The following is a 19,759-nucleotide window of genomic DNA, read 5'->3' as shown; positions in this document are numbered from 1 at the left end:
AAAGCGTGCAGACACCCCGCCGACCGAACAAAGAGGAGGTGAAATGAGATGCGAAAGCAGGAGCGGCGCGCGAAGATTTTAGAAATACTTTTGAATCATCCGGGCGGGATGACGGGAGCGGATCTTGCGCGCAGGCTGGACGTTTCTTCCCGTACCGTCCGCTCCGATATCAAATATCTGCAGGAACGCCTTGCAGAGAGCCGCTGTGCGCTCCTTGCGGCGCCCAACCGCGGCTATAAGCTGCAAGGGGCGGAGGGGGAGGAAGACCTCCTCCGGCTCATAGACGGCGATGATGCCGGTATTGGGATTTCGCATCCGAAAGAGCGCCGGAACTATATCGTCAGCCGGTTCTTGGAATGCTGTCTCACGAATGTCTCCGTCACGCAGATGGGCCTTGCCAATGAGATGTACGTCGGCCTGTCCACGGTCAAGAATTACTTGAACGCGGCGCGCGAGCGCTTTGCCGCGTACGATCTCAAAATCGCGCAGTATAAGACGGAGGGGCTGCGCCTGGAAGGTGCGGAGGGGGATCTGCGCGCATTTATCGTCGATTATCTGCACGAGGTGACCGATGAGAAGCTGTGCGGACTGCTCTTTGACCGCATCGGCAATGAGGCGATGGAGCAGATCCTCACGCAGACGGCGAGCGTGCGGCATCTGCAGCTCACCGATACGGCGCGCAGGGACCTTTCCGTACAGACCGTCCTCGCGATTCGGCGTTCAAGCACCGGTTATGCGGCCGACTGCCTTTCCAGTACGGCGCAGAAACTGGAAGAAACCTTCGAATACGGCGCGGCGAAAGAGGTTGCTAACGAGATCTTCCGCTATACGGGCATCGATGTCCCGTACAGCGAGGTATTCTACATCACGCAGTGCCTTTTGACGGGCAAGAAACTCATGGATATCGGCAGCACGGTCAACGATGCGCACGTAAAAGAACTCGTCGAGAAGGTGCTGGACGCCGTCGACCGAAAATTCGGCCTCGACTTTACGGCGGACGAGTATCTCAAAGACGGGTTGATGCTGCACCTGCGCATTGCGATTGCGCGCGTCCGGTTCCGTATGAACATCCGCAACGAGCTCCTCGCATTCGTGAAACAGGACTATCCGCTGGCCTTCCAGATCGCCGTCTATGCGGCAAAGATGGTGCGCGAGATCGATCACATCGATTTTGACGAGAACGAGATCGGCTATATCGCGCTGCATTTCGGCGCGTCCATGAGCCGCAACAGCATGGACGAAGACGAACAGCCGAAGAGCGTCTATATCGTGTGCTCGGCGGGGCTCGGCGTCTCCGTGCTCATGAAGGCAAAACTCGAGGAGCATTTTCGCGGCAGCATCCATGTCATCGGCGTACTGCCCGCGTACAAACTGACGGAGGATATGCTGGAGGAGGCGGACTACATCGTCTCCGCCGTGCCGCTGGATATGCCGTCGCCGAAGATCATCCGCGTGAACCATATGCTGCGCGGCGAAGACGTCGATAAAATCCGACGCGTCATGTTCCGGAAACAGGATGTGCTGGATGCGGAAACCGTTCGGCAGTTTTTCCGCAAAAAGGGGTTCTATGCGGACATGGCCTTTAGAACGCAGGCCGAGTGCCTCGACTTCCTTACGGACGAAGCCGTCGCCGCGGGCTGGATGGACGCGGAGGGGAAAGCCTCCGTCTTTGAGCGCGAGCGGATGTCTTCGACTGCGATCGGCGCGCTTGCGGCGATTCCGCATGCGCTCTCCGCCGCGTGCAAGGTGTCCAATATATCGGTGCTCATTTTAAAGCGGCCGATTCAGTGGGAAGATATGCCCGTACGCGTCGTCTTCCTGCTGAACATCGAGCAGGAAAAGGCGGCGCTTTGGGAAAAGATATTCCTGAAACTTTACGAATATATCAAGACGGAGCACGGCATCGACTCCCTTTTGAAGCATCAGTCCTACGAGAGATTCCTCGAGGAATTTACGGCGGTTTTATAACCGCTTTTTTGCGCTTTTTTCGATGAAGGGAACCGCTCTCCCGCTTCGGACGATTGCGGAAGCGGAAATAATAAACGAGGATGCATTTCTTCCGCATTTCGGGAAACAGATATACCTATGAAAGGCGCCGCAGATCGGCTATAATAGAAAATGTCTTAGAATATTCGAAACGGATGAAAGGAGGGAAAAAGATGGACGTTGCACTCGATGAAGCGCTTGTACTCTTGGATGTGGAGGCGGAGGACCGGTTCGATCTCTTGAGGCAGGCGGCACAGCGGCTGCAGGAACAGGGGCATGTGAAGGAAAGCTACGCGGATGCCGTGATCGCACGGGAGAAAATCTTCGCGACCGGCCTGCCGACCGTTCTCGGCGGCGTTGCGATTCCGCATACGGATGTGGAGCATGTGAACACGCCGGCGGTCTGTATCGCGCGCCTCAAGGAGCCCGTGGATTTTATCGTCATGGGAGACGATACGGAGACTGTCTCCGTCGATTGTGTCTTCATGTTGGCAATGAAGGAAGCGCACGCGCAGCTGACCCTGCTGCAGAACTTGATGGGGATCCTGCAGGATGCGGACGCGCTGCGGCTGATTAAGACGGGGGCATCGGCACAGGAGATATGCAGTTTCGTCAAAGAACGCCTCTCGAAAGTTGAGGCCTAGATGTTTGTAGTACTGAGAGGAGAGCGTCATCATGAACGATAAGAAGGTTGTATTGGTCGCATGCGGGACGGGCATCGCCACGTCGACGGTTGTCAATAACGCGCTGGAAGAGTTGGCAAAGGAGCACGGGCTGCAGCTTGAAATCATCCAGTGCAAGATGATGGAGGTGCCGGGCTACGCGGACCGCGCCGATTTGCTGATCACGACGACCGTCGTGGACAAGGATAAGTATAACTTCCCCGTCATCAACGGGCGCGCGTTCCTCACCGGCATGGGACTTGACAAGACAAAAGAGGAGATCCTTGCTGAGCTTCAAAAGTAATGGATACGGCCGTCCGCGTTCTGCACTGTCCGCTGCATACAGAATGTCGCCGGCCCGGCGAAAGGAGCTGTTTTTATGGAAAGTTTAACTCCCTTGGTCCAGGCATTCCTGGCACTTGGCCCCACGGTCATCTTACCGGTATTTATTTTCCTCATCGGACTGGCGTTCGGTCTCGGTCCGGCCAAATCTTTCCGCTCAGGTTTGACGATCGGCGTCGGCTTCGTCGGTATCGGCCTCGTCGTCGCGCTGCTCGTAGATAACCTCGGGCCCGCCGCGCAGGCAATGGTCGCACGCTTTGGCATCAACCTGACGATCATCGACATCGGCTGGCCGGGATCGGCAAGTCTCGCATGGGCGTCGCCGATCGCCGCGCTCATCCTGCCGATCGGCCTCTTAGTCAACTTCATCATGCTGATCACAAAGACGACTAAGACGATGGACGTCGATATTTGGAACTACTGGCACTTCACCTTCTGCGGCGCGTGCGTCTATGCCATTAACGGCAGCGTTCCGCTCGCGATTGCGGCTGCGGTCCTGTTTGAGATCGCCATGCTGAAACTCGCGGATTGGACGGCGCCCTATATGGAGAAATACTATGATCTGCCGGGCGTTTCCGTCCCCACGGGATCCACAATGGCGAACTCTCTCATCGGCATTCCTCTTGTTTGGCTGATCCAAAAAATTCCCGTCATCAAGGATCTCAAGGCGGATCCGGAGACCATTCAGAAGCGCTTCGGCATCTTCGGCGAACCTATTTTCATGGGGCTCATTCTCGGGTGTATCCTCGGCGCGCTGGCCGGCTACGATGTCGGTCAAATCGTACAGATCGGCATGGCGATGGCGGGCGTTATGGTGCTTATGCCCCGTATGGTCAAACTCCTCATGGAAGGTCTTATCCCGATCTCCGAGGCTGCGCGCAACTTCCTTCAAAAGCGCTTCGGCGAGGACTCCGAGAATGCCAAACTCTACATCGGTCTTGACGCGGCCGTGACGACCGGTCACCCTGCCGTCATTGCCACCGCGCTGATTCTTGTTCCGCTCACGCTGCTGCTCGCCGTCATCCTGCCGGGGAACAACATGCTGCCGTTCGGCGACCTGGCGACCATTCCGTTCTTTGTTGCGATGATCGTCGCGGCCGCGCGCGGCAATATCATCCACTCGGTCATCAGCGGACTGATCGTGATCGGCGTCTGCCTCATCATCGGCACGACGCTCGCCGAGTTCCAGACATCGATGGGCGTGACCGCGAACTTTAAAATGCCGGAGGGAGCGGCGCTCATTTCCAGCATCGACCAGGCGGGCAATATCGTCAACTTCGTTATCTTCAAGATCCTTGCGCTGTTCGCTTGAACAGCCGCAGCGTTACGAGCCGGGGAGCGCATTCACGAGAAGGCGTTCCCCTTGCTTTTTTGGAGGTTTTGCCATATGGTGAAACCCATCGTCGGGGATAGGAGGAACTCTTATGAAGGCATTGGTAAAGATGGAGAAAGGTGCGGGTCACTGGGAAGTCATCGACAAGCCGGAGCCCGTTGCGGGAGAAGGTCAGGTTAAGATCCGCGTGGAGTACATCGGCATCTGCGGCAGCGATCTTCATACGTTCGAAGGCCACTATAACGTAGATGCCGCGGGGCTCACCATCGGCCATGAATTCGCCGGCGTCGTTGCCGAAGTGGGTCCGGGCGTCACGAACGTCAAAGTCGGCGACCGCGTGACATCGGAGACGACGTTTAAGATCTGCGGGCACTGCCGCTACTGCAAAAGCGGGGAGTACAATCTCTGCTCCAGCCGCAGGGGCCTCGGCACACAGCAGGACGGCGCGATGGCGCAGTTCATACTTGCCCGCGCAAAGAGCGTGCACGTCCTGCCCGAGAATGTGACGACGCGGCAGGCATCCATCACGGAGGCTGCGGCATGCGCATACCACAGCGTCAACAAGGCCAAATTTCCCCCGGGATCGATCGTACTTGTCTTGGGGCCGGGCCCCATCGGGCTCCTTGTCGCGCAGGTCGTTATGGCGCAGGGAGGGCGGGTCGTCATGACGGGCCTTACCCAGGATCTGCCGCGCCTTACGATCGCCAAGGAAAAATTTGGCGTCGAACACATTGTGGACGTGCAGAAGGACGACGTTAAGGCGCTCGTCGGCCGGCTGACGGACGGCTACGGCGCGGACGTCTGCTATGACTGCACGGGCGCCGTGCCGTCCATGCATCTCGGCATGGATCTTCTCAAAAAGGGCGGACAGTACGTACAGGTCGGGCTCTTTGCCCAAAACGAAGTGACCGTAGATTTCTCCAAGATCATTCAGAAGGAGCTGACCGTCGTCGGCAGCCGCAGTCAGAATACGCACGACTGGGAGCCGACGCTGAAGCTCATGAGCGAGCGTAAGATTGACGCGGATAAGATGATTACGCACGAAGTCGGCATCGACGAGTGGGACAAGGCCTATCATCTTCTTAAGAGCGGCGAAGCGACGAAGATCGTCATGCACCCGATCGGGTAATACTAAGATAAAGCCGCAGTAAAAAAAATACGCCCCCGCGCTGCCGGATCGGTTTGACCGGATGCACAGGGGCGTTTGCGTAATAAGACGATGTGAAATAAAAACGACCATGACCGCCCGCCTCGGCAGGCGTCATGGTCGTTTCGGCATGTTATCCCTCGAGATCGGGGCGCAGATGCGCGGCGTCACGCAGATAGACGTGACGCACCTCCGTCTGAGAACGGTCCGTATTGACGAGGAGGAGGGCGCGGATGCAGCGGGGGAGGCTGTCCTCGACGGCGCATTGGCGCGCGTCAAAGAGAGGAACGAGGTCAAACCCCGGGAGGCGGCGCGCGCCGGTCGACGGGAATGCCGCGGTGAGATCCTCGGTGACGCTGAAGATGGCGGCGCCGATGTCCGCGGGGGCGATGCCGTTCGTGTTCACGAGCGCACGGACGAGCTCCTCGGCCGCCTGCCAAATTTCTTCTTTGTCGTTGCGCCCGACGGTGATGGCGCCGCGTATGCCGCGCATAGGCTACACTCCCTTGTGAACGTCCCAGATGAGGCGCATGCTCAGTATGAATGCGATGAGATAGCCGAGTAGACCGATGACGGGGATGCCCGCGACCTGCGGCTGCATATTCGTCGTGCACAGGGTGCTCGAGGCGATGAGACTCGCCGCGCAGAGGAGCGCGAGGATGAGCTTGTTGATCATCTTGTCCAGGCGCTGTACGGGCTCCTCGGAGCCTGTGAGGTCGATGTTGAGTTTTGCCTGTCCGCTCATGGTCATCTTGAGGAGATCGGCGAGATGGTCGGGAATCTGCGCGGACTTGCGCAGGAGCATAATGCCCTCCTGTCGCAGCTTCGACAGACCGTCTTTCCATGACATGCCGTGGACGATGCCGAGAGAGAGGCTGCGCGCAAAGATCTCGAGGAAGCTGACCTCGGTGGCACAGCGCCGCATGACGATCTCGACGGTCATGACGCCGCGCGCGAACATCGCGAGTCCGCTCGGACAGCCGATGCGGTGCATGCGCAGAATGCCGAGAATCTGATTCGTGAGCACGCCCATATGCACGTCGGTGAAGTCGAGGCTGCCGTATTGCTCCATCATGACGTCGATGTCCTGATAGAGCTGCGCATGATTGATGCGGCCCTTGACGATGCCGAGGGAAAGCACGGCGGATTTCATCTCGAAGGTGTCGTGTGTCGCAAGCGCGAGGATCGCGCGGCGCAGCGCTGTGCGGTCGCGGTTGCTGAGGCGTCCCATCATGCCGAGATCCAGCCATACGATGCCGCTCCCCCGGACGCGGATATTGCCGGGATGCGGATCCCCGTGGAAGAATCCGTCCTCGATGATCTGTTTGGTGTAGTTCTCGCCGAGCCGCCGGCAGATCTGCGTGACGTTGACGCCCGCCGCGCGGAGTGCCTCCGTTTGATCCAAGGGGATCCCGTCGATGTACTCCATGACGAGGATATGCTGTGTGGAGAGGTCGCGCAGGACGCGCGGGCAGGAGATGAAGGGATTTTCGCGGTTGAGATGCGCGAACTCCTCGATGTGGCTCGCTTCGATGAGGAAATCCATCTCCTGCTTGGCGATGTTCCACATCTCGTCCATGAGCGCGCGAAAATCCACGACATCGTCGCGGCTGACGAGCCGGATGATCGTTGCGGCACGTTTCATCAGCATGAGATCCATGCGCATGACATCGTGGATACCGGGGCGCTGCACCTTGATGACGACCTCGTCGCCCGCGGTGAGGCGCGCGCGGTGTGCCTGCGCGATGCTCGCGGAACCGAGCGGCACGCTGTCGATCTCTCGGAACACTTTGTTCCACTCGCGGTTGTACTCCTGCTCCACAATGGAGAGGATCACGGAGAAGGGGAGGGGATTTGCGCCCGCCTGGAGCTTCGTCAGCTCGTCGCAGTATTCGGGCGGCAAAAAGTCCGGGCGCATGCTCATGATCTGCCCGAACTTTACAAATGTCGGACCGAGATCCTCGAAGATGGAACGGAGCTTCGGGGGCGTCAGTCCGTGCACGATATCGTGACGGCGCAGGACGGTGACCATCTCGCGCAGGCGCAGAGCCGCGTTCTTATTCTCCGTGCCCTGCAGCAGTCCGCTCAGCATGATGTCGTCACCTCCTACGCGGTGTCTTTGTATTTCTTACAGTGATTCCGCCGCTTTGTATTTCTCGGCGAGCTGCTGTTTGACGGTTTCGTTGCCGAGGTACTCGTCGTAGGTCGAGATGCGGTCGACGATCCCGACCGGCGTGATCTCGATGATGCGGTTCGCGACGGTTTGCGTGAACTCGTGGTCGCGCGAGGCGAAGAGGATCGTTCCCCCGAACGACATGAGACCGTTGTTGAGCGCCGTGATCGACTCGAGATCGAGATGGTCTGTCGGCTCGTCGAAGAGGAGGACGTTCGCGCCCGAGAGCATCATCCGCGAGAGCATGCAGCGGACGCGCTCGCCGCCGGAGAGCACCTCCGCACGCTTTTGGCTCTCCTCTCCCGAGAAGAGCATCCGGCCGAGAAAACCGCGGACGAACGTTTCGTCCGGATCCTTCGAATACTGGCGCAGCCAGTCGACGAGGTTGAGCTTGACCCCGTCGAAATAGGCCGTATTATCCGCCGGGAGATAGGCCTGCGTTGTGGTCACGCCCCATTTGAACGTGCCCTCGTCCGCCGTCTCTTCCCCCGTGAGGATCTTGAACAGCATGGTCTTTGCCGCGCCGTTGGGACCCACGAAGGCGACCTTGTCGCCCTTTTTGAGGGTGAAGCTGACGTTCTTAAAGAGCCGGCGGCCGTCAAGTTCTTTGGATAGACCCTCCACGGTCAGCAGCTGATCGCCCGCCTCGCGGTCGGGAGTAAACGCGATGTAGGGGTAGCGGCGCGCGGACGGCTTGATGTCTTCGAGTGTGATCCGTTCGAGGAGTTTCTTGCGCGAGGTCGCCTGCCGCGATTTTGCGGCGTTCGCGGCAAAGCGTTGAATGAAGGTCTGGAGTTCCTTGATCTTCTCTTCTTTTTTCTTGTTCGCGTCTTTCGCCATTTGGAGGGCCAGCTGACTGGACTGGTACCAGAAATCGTAGTTGCCCGCGTAGAGTTCGATCTTGCCGAAGTCCACGTCGCAGATATAGGTGCAGACTTGATTGAGGAAATGACGGTCATGCGAGACGACGATGACCGTGTTCGGGAAGTCGGCGAGAAAGTTCTCGAGCCAGTTGATCGAATCGACGTCGAGATGGTTCGTCGGCTCGTCGAGGAGGAGGATATCCGGCGCGCCGAAGAGCGCCTGCGCGAGGAGCACGCGCACCTTCTCGGCCGCCGCTAGCTCATTCATCTTCAGATGGTGCTTGGCGTCGGGGATGCCGAGTCCGTTGAGCAGCTGCGCCGCCTCCGTCTCCGCGTTCCAGCCGTCGAGTTCGGCAAACTCCGCCTCGAGCTCCGAGGCCCGCATGCCGTCCTCGTCCGAGAAATCGGGTTTTTCGTAGAGCGCGTCCTTTTCGTCCATGATCTCCACGAGACGCGCGTGTCCCATGATAACGGCGCGCAGTACCTCCACCTCGTCAAAGGCATAGTGATCCTGCTGCAGGACGGCGAGACGGTCGCCGGCGGTAATGTCCACCATGCCGCTCGTCGGCTCGATCTCGCCCGAGAGAAGCTTGAGGAAGGTGGACTTGCCCGCGCCGTTCGCGCCGATGATGCCGTAGCAGTTGCCGGGCGTGAATTTGAGATTGACGTCCTTATAAAGGACGCGTTTTCCGAACTGTAAACTCAGATTGTTGACCGTGATCATGTATGCCGTGCTCCTTCTCTATTTTTGCAGGATCGCGCGAAACATCGAGAGAATGCTCTGTCCATAGGAATCCCCCGGGACCGCCCAGCGGCCGTTGAGGTCCGGCCAATGTCCGAGCGTACTCGCGCCGTAGACGTTGCGCACAAGATTATAGCGCGGGTCTATGACGGGGTAGATGGGTTTGCGTGTCGATGCGTAGGCGAGCAAATGCTGGATGTGCGCGCGTACGCCCATTTGCGAGGTGGGGAAGTAGGCCCCCTTGACCTGCGTGCTCGTCGTACCGAGCCCGCAGTAATTGTTTTGATCCGGGGTGACCGTGCCGCCGTAGCGGAAGAAGCCGGTCTCCTTGAGCGCCTGCGCAAAGGCCACGTCCGGACGGATGCCTTCGCGCGCCCCTTCCTGGTAGTAGTAGGCGACAAGTTCGCGCGGCGATACGGAGATCGCGGGGTGCGGGTTTACGCTCAGCAGGTAGTCGACGCACTGCTCCTCCGTTGCGAGCGGCGTCCCGATGATCGCCGTATCGTATTCCGAGAGCGTCCGCGGAACGCTGAACGTCGGCTCCTCCGGCGCGGGCGGTACGGTCTGCCCGTTGAGAAGCGCGTCGATGCGGGCGCGAAAATCGGCTTTTTCCGGCGCGTCCGCCGTGCGCTCCGTACGCACCTTTGTCGCCGTCGCGGGATCGTGTACGCGGCGCGCTTCACCCGACGTTGACACCGCAAGGATCATACCCCCGAGGGCAGCGGCGGCGATGCCGCACAGAACAATTTCCTTTCGCAAAGACGTGAACCCCCTATATTATGGATGAAAATATTTCAACAGGAAAAAGATGAACAGAACGCCGGCGAGCACGCATGCGCCGCGGTTCGTTTTCCAAAATTCGCCGCGTACGATACCGAGCAGGACGCAGAGCAAAAGCGCATTGCTGAGCGAGGTCTTGATGTCGTAACACGCAAGGAAAAATATCCCGAGGATCGCGGCGTCGCGCAGCGTGACCGGATCGGGGACGCGCTGCAGCAGACGCAGCCCGCGCGCAAAGAGCGCGAGGCCCAAGAAACCGAGCGCGACGGCCGGTACCGCGGGGAAATCTGCGATCGCCTCGACGAGCGGCGCGCACGGGAGGAGTGCGGCGAGTATGAGCGCGCACATACAGGCTGTGAGCGGGATGCCGCCGATGCGCTTTCGTTCCGCGTGTGCGGGCAGGACCGCCGACATGGGCGCGATCGAAAGCGGGAAGGCACCGAGCAGCGATGCCGCGCAGCTTACCGCGAGCAGACGCGGCATCGCGCGGTCGCGTTCCTCTCGAGGAGCGCGATCATCATCCTCCGCGGCAAGTACCGCCCCGCTTTCCAAGCATAGCGCAAAGAAGAGCGTCAATCCGAGCGCGAGGGCATCGCTTACGCCGGTCAGGGGGAGCGACAGCGCTCCGACCGTTTTGTCCAGCTCCTCCGGCAGCAGAAACGGCGCGGCGGGGATCTCCCAAAATCCCTCGATCAGCGTGAGCGCGCCGATGACTGCGACGCCGATGCATACGGCACTGCGCACACGCACCGTATGCAGCGCCAGTATCAACAGAATGCCGATCAGGGTGTAGTAGGCGAGCGGATCGGAAAGCGTTCCGCCCATCGTGAGCGCCCACGGCGAGGGGAGAAGGACGCGTGCGTAGAGACATGCCGTTACGAGCATCGAAAACCCCAACCCCAGGACAAGCCCCATGCGGACGATGGGCGGCAATAGCTGCGTCGGGTCCGTACCGCGCAGAGAGCGGAAGATGAGGATCCCCGCAAGCGACACAACCGCGACGATGCCGAGGACCTCCTGCCACGAGAACCCGCGCGCGATGATCTCCTCATAGACGAGCCAAGCGGCAACCGCGGGCGAGGGGAGCGCGATCAGCGTCCGCCTCCCGCGCGATACGGCCAGCGTACCGACGATCGCGGCAAAAACGGAGGCGGCATAGGCGGCGGAAAACGGCATCCCGGCGCGTGCGAGCAGGGATGCGGTCAGCGCGAGTGCCGGCACCGCCGCGGCGGCAAGTGTGAGCGCGTCGCAGAATGCGTACAGTACGGCCTTTTTTTCGCCTGACATCTCCCGTCTCCTCGCTTGCCTTTCGCAGCCCAAAAAACATTTCTATTTTACCACAAAGCGTGCGATTTCACAAATAAGAACGGCCGATTTCATCGTAAATATCGATGTGCCGCTCCGTTTTTGCATAAAAAACTCCCCGCGTCTTGGCGGCGAGAGAAACGGACGGCGTATTTTACTCCATATAGATGCGCGATACATGCTTGGAGACAAGGCAGAGCGTCTCGTAGCTGATGGTGCCCGCGCGCGCGGCGACCTCGTCGGCCGTGAGCGTATCCGAGCCGAAGAGCGTCACCGTGTCGCCCGCCGCCGCTTCCGGGATGTCCGTGACGTCGATCATGCACTGATCCATGCAGATGCGGCCCGCAATCGGGGCCCGTCTGCCGCGCACCTCAACGTCGCCGCCCCCATAGGCGCGAACGAAACCGTCCGCATAACCGACGGAGATCGTTGCGATGCGTGTCTCACGCGCGGCCACAAAAGATCTGCCGTAACCGACGGAATCGCCCGGCGCGATCGTCTTGATATAGACGATGCGCGCGCAGAATTTCATCGCGGGCCGCAGATTGAGCGTACGGGAGACCTCGGCGGACGGCCGTATGCCGTACTGGATGATGCCCGCGCGTACCATGTCGAAATGGGCGTCGGGCAGGTCGAGAATCGCCGCCGACTCCGCGATGTGCTTGATGGGAATATGGACGCCCGCCGCCGCGACGGCATCGCATGCCTCTTTGAACCGCCGGAGCTGATGCATCGCATACGCTTTGTCCGTCGTGTCGGCCAGGGCGAAATGGGAGAAGATGCCCTCAAGCGCAACGTTCGGGAGCGCCGCGATCGCCTTTGCCGTTTCCGCCGCATCCTCCGGACGGACGCCGATGCGGCCGAGCCCCGTGTCCACGGCCAGATGTACTTTAACCGTCTTGCCTTGACAGACGGCTTCCGCGGAGAGCGCCTCCGCCAGATCGAGACGGCAGACGGTCTGCGTGATGTCCGCATCCACGATGTCGTAGGAGTTTTCCTCCTTCGTGAGCCCGAGGATCAGGAGCGGCGTCGTAAAGCCCGCCTCGCGGAGTTTCAGCGCTTCGGAGATCGTCGCGAGCGCGAGATACGCCGCGCCCGCTGCGACGGCTTTGCGCGCCACGGCAACCGCGCCGTGGCCGTAGGCGTCCGCTTTAACGACGGCGCAGAGCTTCGTATCCTTTTGAAGATGTCTGCGGATCTCCTTGTAATTGTGTGCGATCGCGCCGAGATCGATCTCGGCCCATGCCGCGCGACTGGGCATAGATCCACTCCCTTTCAAATCATAGTGGCGTTTCGTTTATTCTACCGTACGTCGGGGCATTACGCAACGGCTTCGTTTCGCTCCGAAAAAATACCCCGTCCGTGCGGACAGGGTAAAAGTCGTTGTGCGGATTACCTCTTCTCCCAGCAGCGATGCTTTGTCGCATAGATATAATAGAATGCGAGACCGAGCAGCAGGAGAATGAAAAAGATCACGTTCGTCGTCACGGAGAGCGCGTAGATGAGATAGAGGCAGACCAAAATCCCGAGCGGCGCGAGGATGTAGAGCATCGGGAAGTGGAACGTACGCGGCAGATCCGGCGCATTGCGGCGGAGCGCAATCAGCCCGACAAAGACGAGCAGGAAGGCGGTTAGAACGCCCGTATTTGCGAGCTCGACGATGTAGAGCATCGGGACGCAGCCCGCGATGATCGCGATGGCGAGCGAGCCGACGAGCGTAATGACGTACGGCGTGCCGTAGTCCGTGTGGATCTTGCAGAGCGCCGTAGGCAGGAAGCCGTCGCGCGCCATCGCAAAGAACACGCGCGCTTGTCCGAAGATGTAGACGATGAGCGTCGTGATCATACCCGCGAGGATGCCGACCGTAACGAAATTCGCCAGCCCCGTGAAGCCGATCAGGCGCAGACAGTACGCGACGGGATCCGCGCGATCGAGATCCGTGTAGTTGATCGTCGCCGTCAGCACAAGCGCGACGGCCGCGTAGAGGCAGATGCAGACGAAGATTGAAAGCACAATGCCGATCGGCAGACTCTTTTCGGGGGTCTTGCACTCCTCCGCAGAGGTCGCCACAGTGTCAAATCCCATAAACGAGAAGAACACGACGGCCGCGCCCGCCATGATGCCGCCCGCACCGAAGGGGAGGAACGGATCGAGGTTGTCGGCGACGGCGTGCGGCGATGTGACCGCGACAAAGGCGACGATCGCGCATAGCGTGATGAGGATCAGCGCCGTGTTGAGCTTCGCGCTCTCCTTTGTGCCGTGCGCGAGAATGAGCCCCAGCAGCATAACGATGAGCACGGCGGGAAGGTTGATGAAGCCGCCCTCGGGCATCGTCGTGGTCAGCGCCTTCGGAATCTCCATCCCCAGAGAGGCCATCATTCCCGAGAAATATGCGGAAAAACCGACGGCCACCGCACTCGCTGTGACGATATAGCCGATGATGAGCGACCAACCGCAGAGGAACGCCATGCCCTCGCCGAGCGACGCGAAGGTATAGGCATAGGCGCTGCCCGCAACGGGAATGAGGGATGCCAGTTCGGCGTAAGCGAGGCCGACCAGCATGCAGAGGAGTCCCGCCGCGATGAAGGAGAGCACAATGCCGGGACCGGCATAACGCGCGGCACCGATGCCCGTCAGGACGAATACGCCCGCGCCGATGATGCCGCCGATTCCAAGAAAGGTAAGATCGACGGTGCTCAGCGTGCGCTTTAGATGGCTTTCTTCACTCTGGGCACTGAAGTCCGCCAAGGTCTTCTTTTTCCAAAAACTCATAGAAATCTCCCATTTCATATTTTAGATTTTAAAAAAGGACCGGTTCACGGAGCATACATGTGCAAGGTGAAACGGCCCTCTGCATCAAAGATAAACGGGATTAAAGGAACTTATCGATCTCTTCACACGGAATATTCAGCGCCGCGGAGACCGCCTTGTTTGTCAGGTGGCCGTCGATCGTATTGAGCCCCGGCTTGAGCCCCGGAACTTCCTTAAGGGCAGCCTTGTAACCCTTGGTCGCGATGGCGACGGCATAGGGGATCGTTGCGTTTGTGATGCCGAGCGTGGAGGTGCGGGAAACGGCGCCCGGAATGTTCGCGACCGAGTAGTGCACAACGCCGTGCTTTTCGAACGTCGGATTCTCATGGGTCGTCACATGGTCGCAGGTCTCGATGGAACCGCCCTGGTCGATGGCAACGTCGACAATGACCGAGCCCTTCCGCATGGTCTTGACCATTTCCTCGGTGACGAGGATCGGCGTACGGCCGCCCGGGACGAGCACGGAGCCGATAAGCAGGTCCGCCTCGCGCACCCACTTCGCGATGTTGTAACTCGAAGAATACTCCGTAACCACACGGCCGCCGAATATCTCGTCAAGATAGCGGAGACGCTCGATGGAAAGGTCGATGATCGTGACGCGTGCGCCGAGGCCGACCGCGATCTTCGCAGCGTTTGTGCCGACGTTGCCGCCGCCGATGATGACGACCTGACCGGCCGCGACGCCCGCGATGCCGCCGAGGAGAACGCCGCTGCCGCCGTAGCGGCTCTCAAGGAACTGTGCGCCGATCTGTACGGACATGCGGCCCGCGATCTCGCTCATCGGCGCAAGCAGCGGGAGACCGACGCCGTTGCGTCCGAGCACGGTCTCATAGGCGATACCGACGACCTTTTTCTTGAGGAGCGCTTCGGTCAGCTTCGGCTCCGCAGCGAGATGGAGATAGGTGAAGAGGATCTGCCCCTCGTGGAAAAGGTCGTATTCCGACTCGAGCGGCTCTTTGACCTTAACGATCATCTCGGAGCGATCGAACAGAGCCTTTTTATCAGAGACGATCTCCGCACCGACGGCTTTATAATCGGCATCGGAGAATCCGCTGCCGACACCGGCGCCCGCTTCGATCAGAACTGTGTGACCGGCGCGGCGCATCGCTTCGACGCCTGACGGGGTCATACCGACGCGGAATTCATTGTTTTTGATTTCCTTCGAAACGCCAACAATCATGCTTTTTCCTCCTACATACAAATAAAAATACAGAAGGGGTAAAACGGCTGGGTGAATTTATGAAAAAATTACCCTGTTTAGCATTTTAGTATAATTCAGATATTTTTGTCAAGTAAAAAGAATACCCTTTACTTTTGTATACATAAAATTTTTTCGGCGCCGTTAGGGGGCTGTTGGATACAAAAACCGACACAATACCTTGTGCCGGTTAGGCCTCGGATTCAATGTTCCGCATTTGCGTCCTTTAATGCGAGGGCCATCGCAGAGAGTGCAAGAACCGCGCAGATAAGGAGAAAATAGAGCGCGCGGAGACTCCCGAACATCGTGCCGTCCGCGAGCGACGCGGGGATGGTTTGCTGCCCCGCTTCGACGATGCTGGAGACCACGGCCGTGCCGACCGCGCCCGCCAGCTGCTGCAGCGTATTGCAGACGGCGTTCCCGTCGCTTTGTCGTTCCGTCGAGAGCAGGCGCACACCGTTGGTCATGATATTGCCGGCTGCAAAGCCCTGCCCGACGGTATAGACAACGTAGATGAGGGTGAGGGAGAGCGTCGTTGAGACCGGAAGATCTCCCGCGAATGCCGCCGCAGCCGCCGTAATGAGGGCGCATCCAAAGAGAATGGGCCGCCGCGCGCCCCAGGCGTCGAGTACGCGTCCGCCGATAGGCGCGAGGAAAGCCCCGACGATACAGCCCGGCAGGAGGATACATCCCGCGGCGAACGGGGATTCTCCGTGGACGAGCTGAGAGAAGTTCGGCAGGAGAAATCCGAGTCCGAGCGTGATGAACTGGATGAGGAGGAGCGCAAGGACGCTGAGCGAAAAGCGCTTCTCACCGAAGATTTCGAGCCGGATCAGCGGCATGGCAGTTCGTCTTGCGCTGCGGGCGAATGCCGCAAGCAGCACAATGAATCCAACCAGGAGGGAAAGAATCTCGGGACTTCCCCAGCCATAGGACCCCGCAAAGCTTGTGGCGAAAATGAGCGAAACGAAACTCAGTGAAAGCAGGAGGTAGGAGCGTATGTCGAAGCTCGGATGCCGCAGGGCCGACGACTGCCGGATCGCGTACATGCCCGCAACAAATGACAGTATGAGTACGGGGAGCAGCGATAGAAAAATCTCGCGCCAACCGAAGGACTCGACCACCCAGCCGCCGAACGACGGCCCTACGGCGGGGGCAAGCGCGCAGATGAGCGAGGCGACGCCCATCATCATACCCGTTCGGTTGAGCGGCGCCTGTTCGAGGACAATATTGAACATCAGGGGGAGCGCAATCCCCGTACCCGCGCCCTGCAGCAGCCGTCCGAGGAGCAGTATGGCAAAGTTGTCGGCTCCCGCGCCGAGCAGCGTGCCGGCAAAGAAGAGCAGACTTGCGGTGAAGAACAGCCGCCGCATCGGACAGCGCGCCTTGAGAAATGCCGAGAGCGGTATGATGACCGCAAGCATCAGCAGATAGCCCGTCGTGATCCATTGGACGACGGAGATATCGATGTCAAATTCCCGCATCAGCGTAGGGAAGGTGACGTTCATCGCGGTCTCGATGACGACGCCGGTAAAGGACATCAGCCCCGCCGCGAGAAGGGAGAGGAGCAGCTTTGCGTCGATGCGCCGTTCAAAGTGAAATTCCGATGTCATATGCAATCCTTTCATGAGACGAGCACACACCGTAAGGCATGAAATAAAGGCACAGAACGGATCCGTGCCGTTCTGTACCTTTTCGTTCGCAAGGGAGCGTTAAATATTCAAATCCCGATAGGCGGGCGTCCAGCGGATCGCGTCGATCGCTTTGCCGATATCTGTCTTTTCGGCGAGGCCTTCCTCGATCGCGCACGCGGCGACTTTCTCCGCGACGGTGCGCGAGAACTCCGTGAGCCGCGATACGGGCGGCAGCGTTGCCGCACCCGGTGCCGTGGGATCCACGAGACCGCCGAGCGCGTGGGCCGCCGCGGAGATCATCCGGTCGCTGAGACGCTTTGCCTTGACCGCGAGAACGCCGAGACCGACGCCCGGGTAGATGAGCGCGTTGTTTGCCTGCCCGATGCGGTAGGTGACTCCGCCGTATTCGATGGGATCGTAGGGGATGCCGGTCGCAATCAGCGCCTTTCCGTCCGTCCATTTGAGGAGATCCTGCGCCGCCGCCTCCGCGAGTTTCGTCGGATTGCTCAGCGGGAAGACGATGGGACGCGGCGTATGCGCCGCCATTTCTTTCACAACGGCCTCGGTAAAGGTGCCGGGGGTCGTGGAGGTGCCGACGAGGATCGTCGGATGCACGGCCTTGACCGCACTGAGCAAATCCATCGGCGCGCTCGCGTTCGGGAATTCACCGCGGCGGCGGGCGAAGGGGCGCTGCTCCGCGGTAAGGTCGTCCATATCGTCGAACAGCAGCCCGTTTTTATCGACCAAATAGAATCTCCCGCGCGCTTCCTCGGGGGAGAGCCCCTGTGCCGTCATCTCCGCCATAACGAGATTGGCGATACCCGTACCCGCGGTGCCTGCGCCGAAACACATATAGATCTGATCCGTCAGGCGCTCCTTGCTGATGCGGAGCGCTCCGAGAATGCCCGCGAGCGAGATGATGCCCGTGCCCTGGACGTCGTCGTTGAATGTGGCGATGCGCGGACGATATTCTTTCAGCAGGGCGGCGGCATGGTCGCGCCCGAAGTCCTCCCAATGCAGATAGAGATCGGGGAAAAGGCTTTCCGCCGCGTCGACAAACGCACGGATTACGCGGTGATACGCGTCGCCTATGATCCGTTCTTTGCGGACGCCGAGATAGAGCGGGTCTTCGAGCAGCGTCTTGCGGTTCGTTCCGACATCGAGCACAACCGGGAGGACGCTGGCGGGATCAATGCCGGCCGCCGCCGTATAGACCATGAGCTTGCCGACGGAGATATCGACGCCGTTCGTACCCCAGTCGCCGATGCCGAGAATCTCCTCGGCGTCCGTGACGACGATCAGGCGGATATGCCGATCGCCTGCGGCGCGGCGCAGAATATCCTTGAACCGATCTTTATCGGCTTCGGTGAGATAGACCGCATACTCCGGGTCGATGAATTCGTGACTGTACCCCTCGATGCTTTCGGCGATGACGGGGTCGTAGACGATGGGCATCATCTCTTCCACATGCTCGCTGAACACCTTGAAAAAGAGCGTGCGGTTGATGGAGAAAATACGCATGAGATATTCGCGTTTCTGCAGGGGCGAGGCTTTCTTTCGATAGAGTTCATAGGCCTGCGTCGCCTGCTCCTCGAGCGTCTGTACCGCCGGCGGCAGGAGCCCGCGCAGACCGAGGCGATCGCGTTCCTCTTCGGTGAATGCGCTCCCCTTGTTGAGAAACGGATTGTTCAGAATGTCATACGGCGTCATGATCTAGACCCTCCTATGCGTCCCATATACATATCTAAGCGTATCATAGCACAAAATCCGGAGAGCCGTCATCTTTTTTCGAGTCATGTTTCGTGCGGCTATCTTTTAAGAGGGCGTATACAGCCGATGGGAATATGCCGCGCTTTTGCTTTGCCGCCGCTTAAATTTGAAGGAGACGCGCGATATTATCCCCCAAGGCCATTTCTGTCGCTTCGGCGGACGGACTGACGTATTCGATCAGCCGTCTGCAAAGGATAGGGGCGCCGAACGGCACGTCCGAGCCGAAGAGGCATCTTTCAGGGACTTCCGTCAGCGCGCATTTGACGGACAGCGTCGTGAATGCCGCGGATAAATCCAGATATACGTTTCGGCGGCCTTTCGCGAACGCTATGGCGTCCATCCAATTGATGCCGCCCATATGGCCGAATATCACGGGAATCGACGGGTATTCTTCGCATAGGCGCATGAGGATTTTGAGTCCGCCGGATCCGACGGGATGAAATGTGTGTACCCATACGGGCAGACCGGGGAAAGAAGAAAGGGCCGCGAATATCGGCGCCAACTGCTCTACCTGCGCATCGGAGCCGGGCGTGAACTCGCCGACCCCCTTGAGCGCATGACCGACGACATAGCGTTCTATCCACGCGGATATTTCCCGTACGGATAAGCCCAAAGGAACGGGGCCGAATCCGAAAAAGCGATCCGGCGCGGCAGCGATCGCATTTGTTAATTCGACGATGCATGTCTTCATTTGCGCGCGCCGCTCTTCCGGCGTATATGTTCCGCCGAGCACGCGATACAAGACGGACATTTCTTTGTCGATGTCTTTCAGCGCGGCTGTTTTTGCCCGCTCGACATGCGGCGTCGTTGTGAATAAAATTGCCTTGTCGACCTGCGCCTCGTTCAGCTTTTGTATTTGGAGGGCCGTCGGCAGCATGACGTGCTCGTGATTGTCGATGATCATAAAATCCTGCCTTTCTCGTGCCGTTTCTGCTATAATCAACCATAACACGATAGAGGAAACGCCGCAAGAACGCACCTTTTTGACAGTTAGCGGCATTTTTGACACCGCC

16 protein-coding genes are annotated in these 19,759 nt (G+C 59.4%); 5 read left to right on the top strand and 11 right to left on the bottom strand.

Going from position 1 to position 19,759, the window contains the following annotated elements:
* Positions 1-48 precede the first annotated feature (48 nt).
* The 5 genes from HMPREF9161_RS03340 (at position 49) to HMPREF9161_RS03320 (ending at position 5,452) form a co-directional block, all read left to right on the top strand.
* Positions 49-1,968 (top strand): BglG family transcription antiterminator, encoded by a 1,920-nt coding sequence (locus HMPREF9161_RS03340; RefSeq protein ID WP_009728270.1) that lies wholly within the window; start codon positions 49-51, stop codon positions 1,966-1,968.
* Between the two features lie 191 nt (positions 1,969-2,159).
* Positions 2,160-2,630, top strand: coding sequence for a PTS sugar transporter subunit IIA (locus tag HMPREF9161_RS03335; RefSeq protein ID WP_009728269.1), 471 nt, complete (start codon positions 2,160-2,162; stop codon positions 2,628-2,630).
* A gap of 31 nt (positions 2,631-2,661) precedes the next feature.
* Entirely contained in the window at positions 2,662-2,952 is a 291-nt protein-coding gene (locus HMPREF9161_RS03330; protein WP_009728268.1) for a PTS sugar transporter subunit IIB, read from the top strand.
* A 75-nt stretch (positions 2,953-3,027) separates the two neighbouring features.
* Entirely contained in the window at positions 3,028-4,302 is a 1,275-nt protein-coding gene (locus tag HMPREF9161_RS03325; RefSeq protein ID WP_009728267.1) for a PTS galactitol transporter subunit IIC, read from the top strand.
* Between the two features lie 112 nt (positions 4,303-4,414).
* Positions 4,415-5,452: a zinc-binding dehydrogenase gene (locus HMPREF9161_RS03320; RefSeq protein ID WP_009728266.1), complete on the top strand. Its 1,038-nt coding sequence runs from the start codon at positions 4,415-4,417 to the stop codon at positions 5,450-5,452.
* A gap of 151 nt (positions 5,453-5,603) precedes the next feature.
* On the opposite strand, the gene aroH is transcribed toward HMPREF9161_RS03320, so the two are convergent.
* The 11 genes from aroH to HMPREF9161_RS03265 form a co-directional block, all read right to left on the bottom strand.
* On the bottom strand, positions 5,604-5,963 hold the full coding sequence (gene aroH, locus HMPREF9161_RS03315; protein ID WP_009728265.1) for a chorismate mutase: 360 nt from the start codon (positions 5,961-5,963) through the stop codon (positions 5,604-5,606).
* Between the two features lie 3 nt (positions 5,964-5,966).
* Positions 5,967-7,562: an AarF/ABC1/UbiB kinase family protein gene (locus tag HMPREF9161_RS03310; protein WP_009728264.1), complete on the bottom strand. Its 1,596-nt coding sequence runs from the start codon at positions 7,560-7,562 to the stop codon at positions 5,967-5,969.
* A gap of 36 nt (positions 7,563-7,598) precedes the next feature.
* Positions 7,599-9,230, bottom strand: coding sequence for an ABC-F family ATP-binding cassette domain-containing protein (locus HMPREF9161_RS03305; protein WP_009728263.1), 1,632 nt, complete (start codon positions 9,228-9,230; stop codon positions 7,599-7,601).
* 18 nt (positions 9,231-9,248) lie between these two features.
* The gene (locus HMPREF9161_RS03300; RefSeq protein ID WP_009728262.1) at positions 9,249-10,007 is read right to left on the bottom strand and encodes a glucosaminidase domain-containing protein; all 759 of its coding nucleotides are present in this window, start codon (positions 10,005-10,007) and stop codon (positions 9,249-9,251) included.
* A gap of 18 nt (positions 10,008-10,025) precedes the next feature.
* The gene (locus tag HMPREF9161_RS03295; RefSeq protein WP_009728261.1) at positions 10,026-11,315 is read right to left on the bottom strand and encodes a hypothetical protein; all 1,290 of its coding nucleotides are present in this window, start codon (positions 11,313-11,315) and stop codon (positions 10,026-10,028) included.
* A 172-nt stretch (positions 11,316-11,487) separates the two neighbouring features.
* Positions 11,488-12,594: an alanine racemase gene (gene alr / locus HMPREF9161_RS03290; RefSeq protein WP_009728260.1), complete on the bottom strand. Its 1,107-nt coding sequence runs from the start codon at positions 12,592-12,594 to the stop codon at positions 11,488-11,490.
* 131 nt (positions 12,595-12,725) lie between these two features.
* Entirely contained in the window at positions 12,726-14,105 is a 1,380-nt protein-coding gene (locus HMPREF9161_RS03285; protein WP_009728259.1) for an amino acid permease, read from the bottom strand.
* Positions 14,106-14,205: 100 nt separating this feature from the next.
* On the bottom strand, positions 14,206-15,324 hold the full coding sequence (gene ald, locus HMPREF9161_RS03280) for an alanine dehydrogenase (RefSeq protein WP_009728258.1): 1,119 nt from the start codon (positions 15,322-15,324) through the stop codon (positions 14,206-14,208).
* A 221-nt stretch (positions 15,325-15,545) separates the two neighbouring features.
* Positions 15,546-16,955: a DHA2 family efflux MFS transporter permease subunit gene (locus tag HMPREF9161_RS03275; RefSeq protein ID WP_009728257.1), complete on the bottom strand. Its 1,410-nt coding sequence runs from the start codon at positions 16,953-16,955 to the stop codon at positions 15,546-15,548.
* A gap of 99 nt (positions 16,956-17,054) precedes the next feature.
* Entirely contained in the window at positions 17,055-18,686 is a 1,632-nt protein-coding gene (locus HMPREF9161_RS03270; RefSeq protein WP_009728256.1) for a malolactic enzyme, read from the bottom strand.
* Between the two features lie 160 nt (positions 18,687-18,846).
* Positions 18,847-19,650, bottom strand: a complete 804-nt coding sequence (locus HMPREF9161_RS03265) for an amidohydrolase family protein (protein WP_009728255.1) — start codon at positions 19,648-19,650, stop codon at positions 18,847-18,849.
* Between the last annotated feature and the right edge of the window lie 109 nt (positions 19,651-19,759).

Source organism: Selenomonas sp. F0473 (genome assembly GCF_000315545.1).
In the GTDB taxonomy this organism is placed as follows: Bacteria; Bacillota; Negativicutes; order Selenomonadales; family Selenomonadaceae; genus Centipeda.
This window is presented reverse-complemented; position numbering and strand designations above follow the sequence as displayed.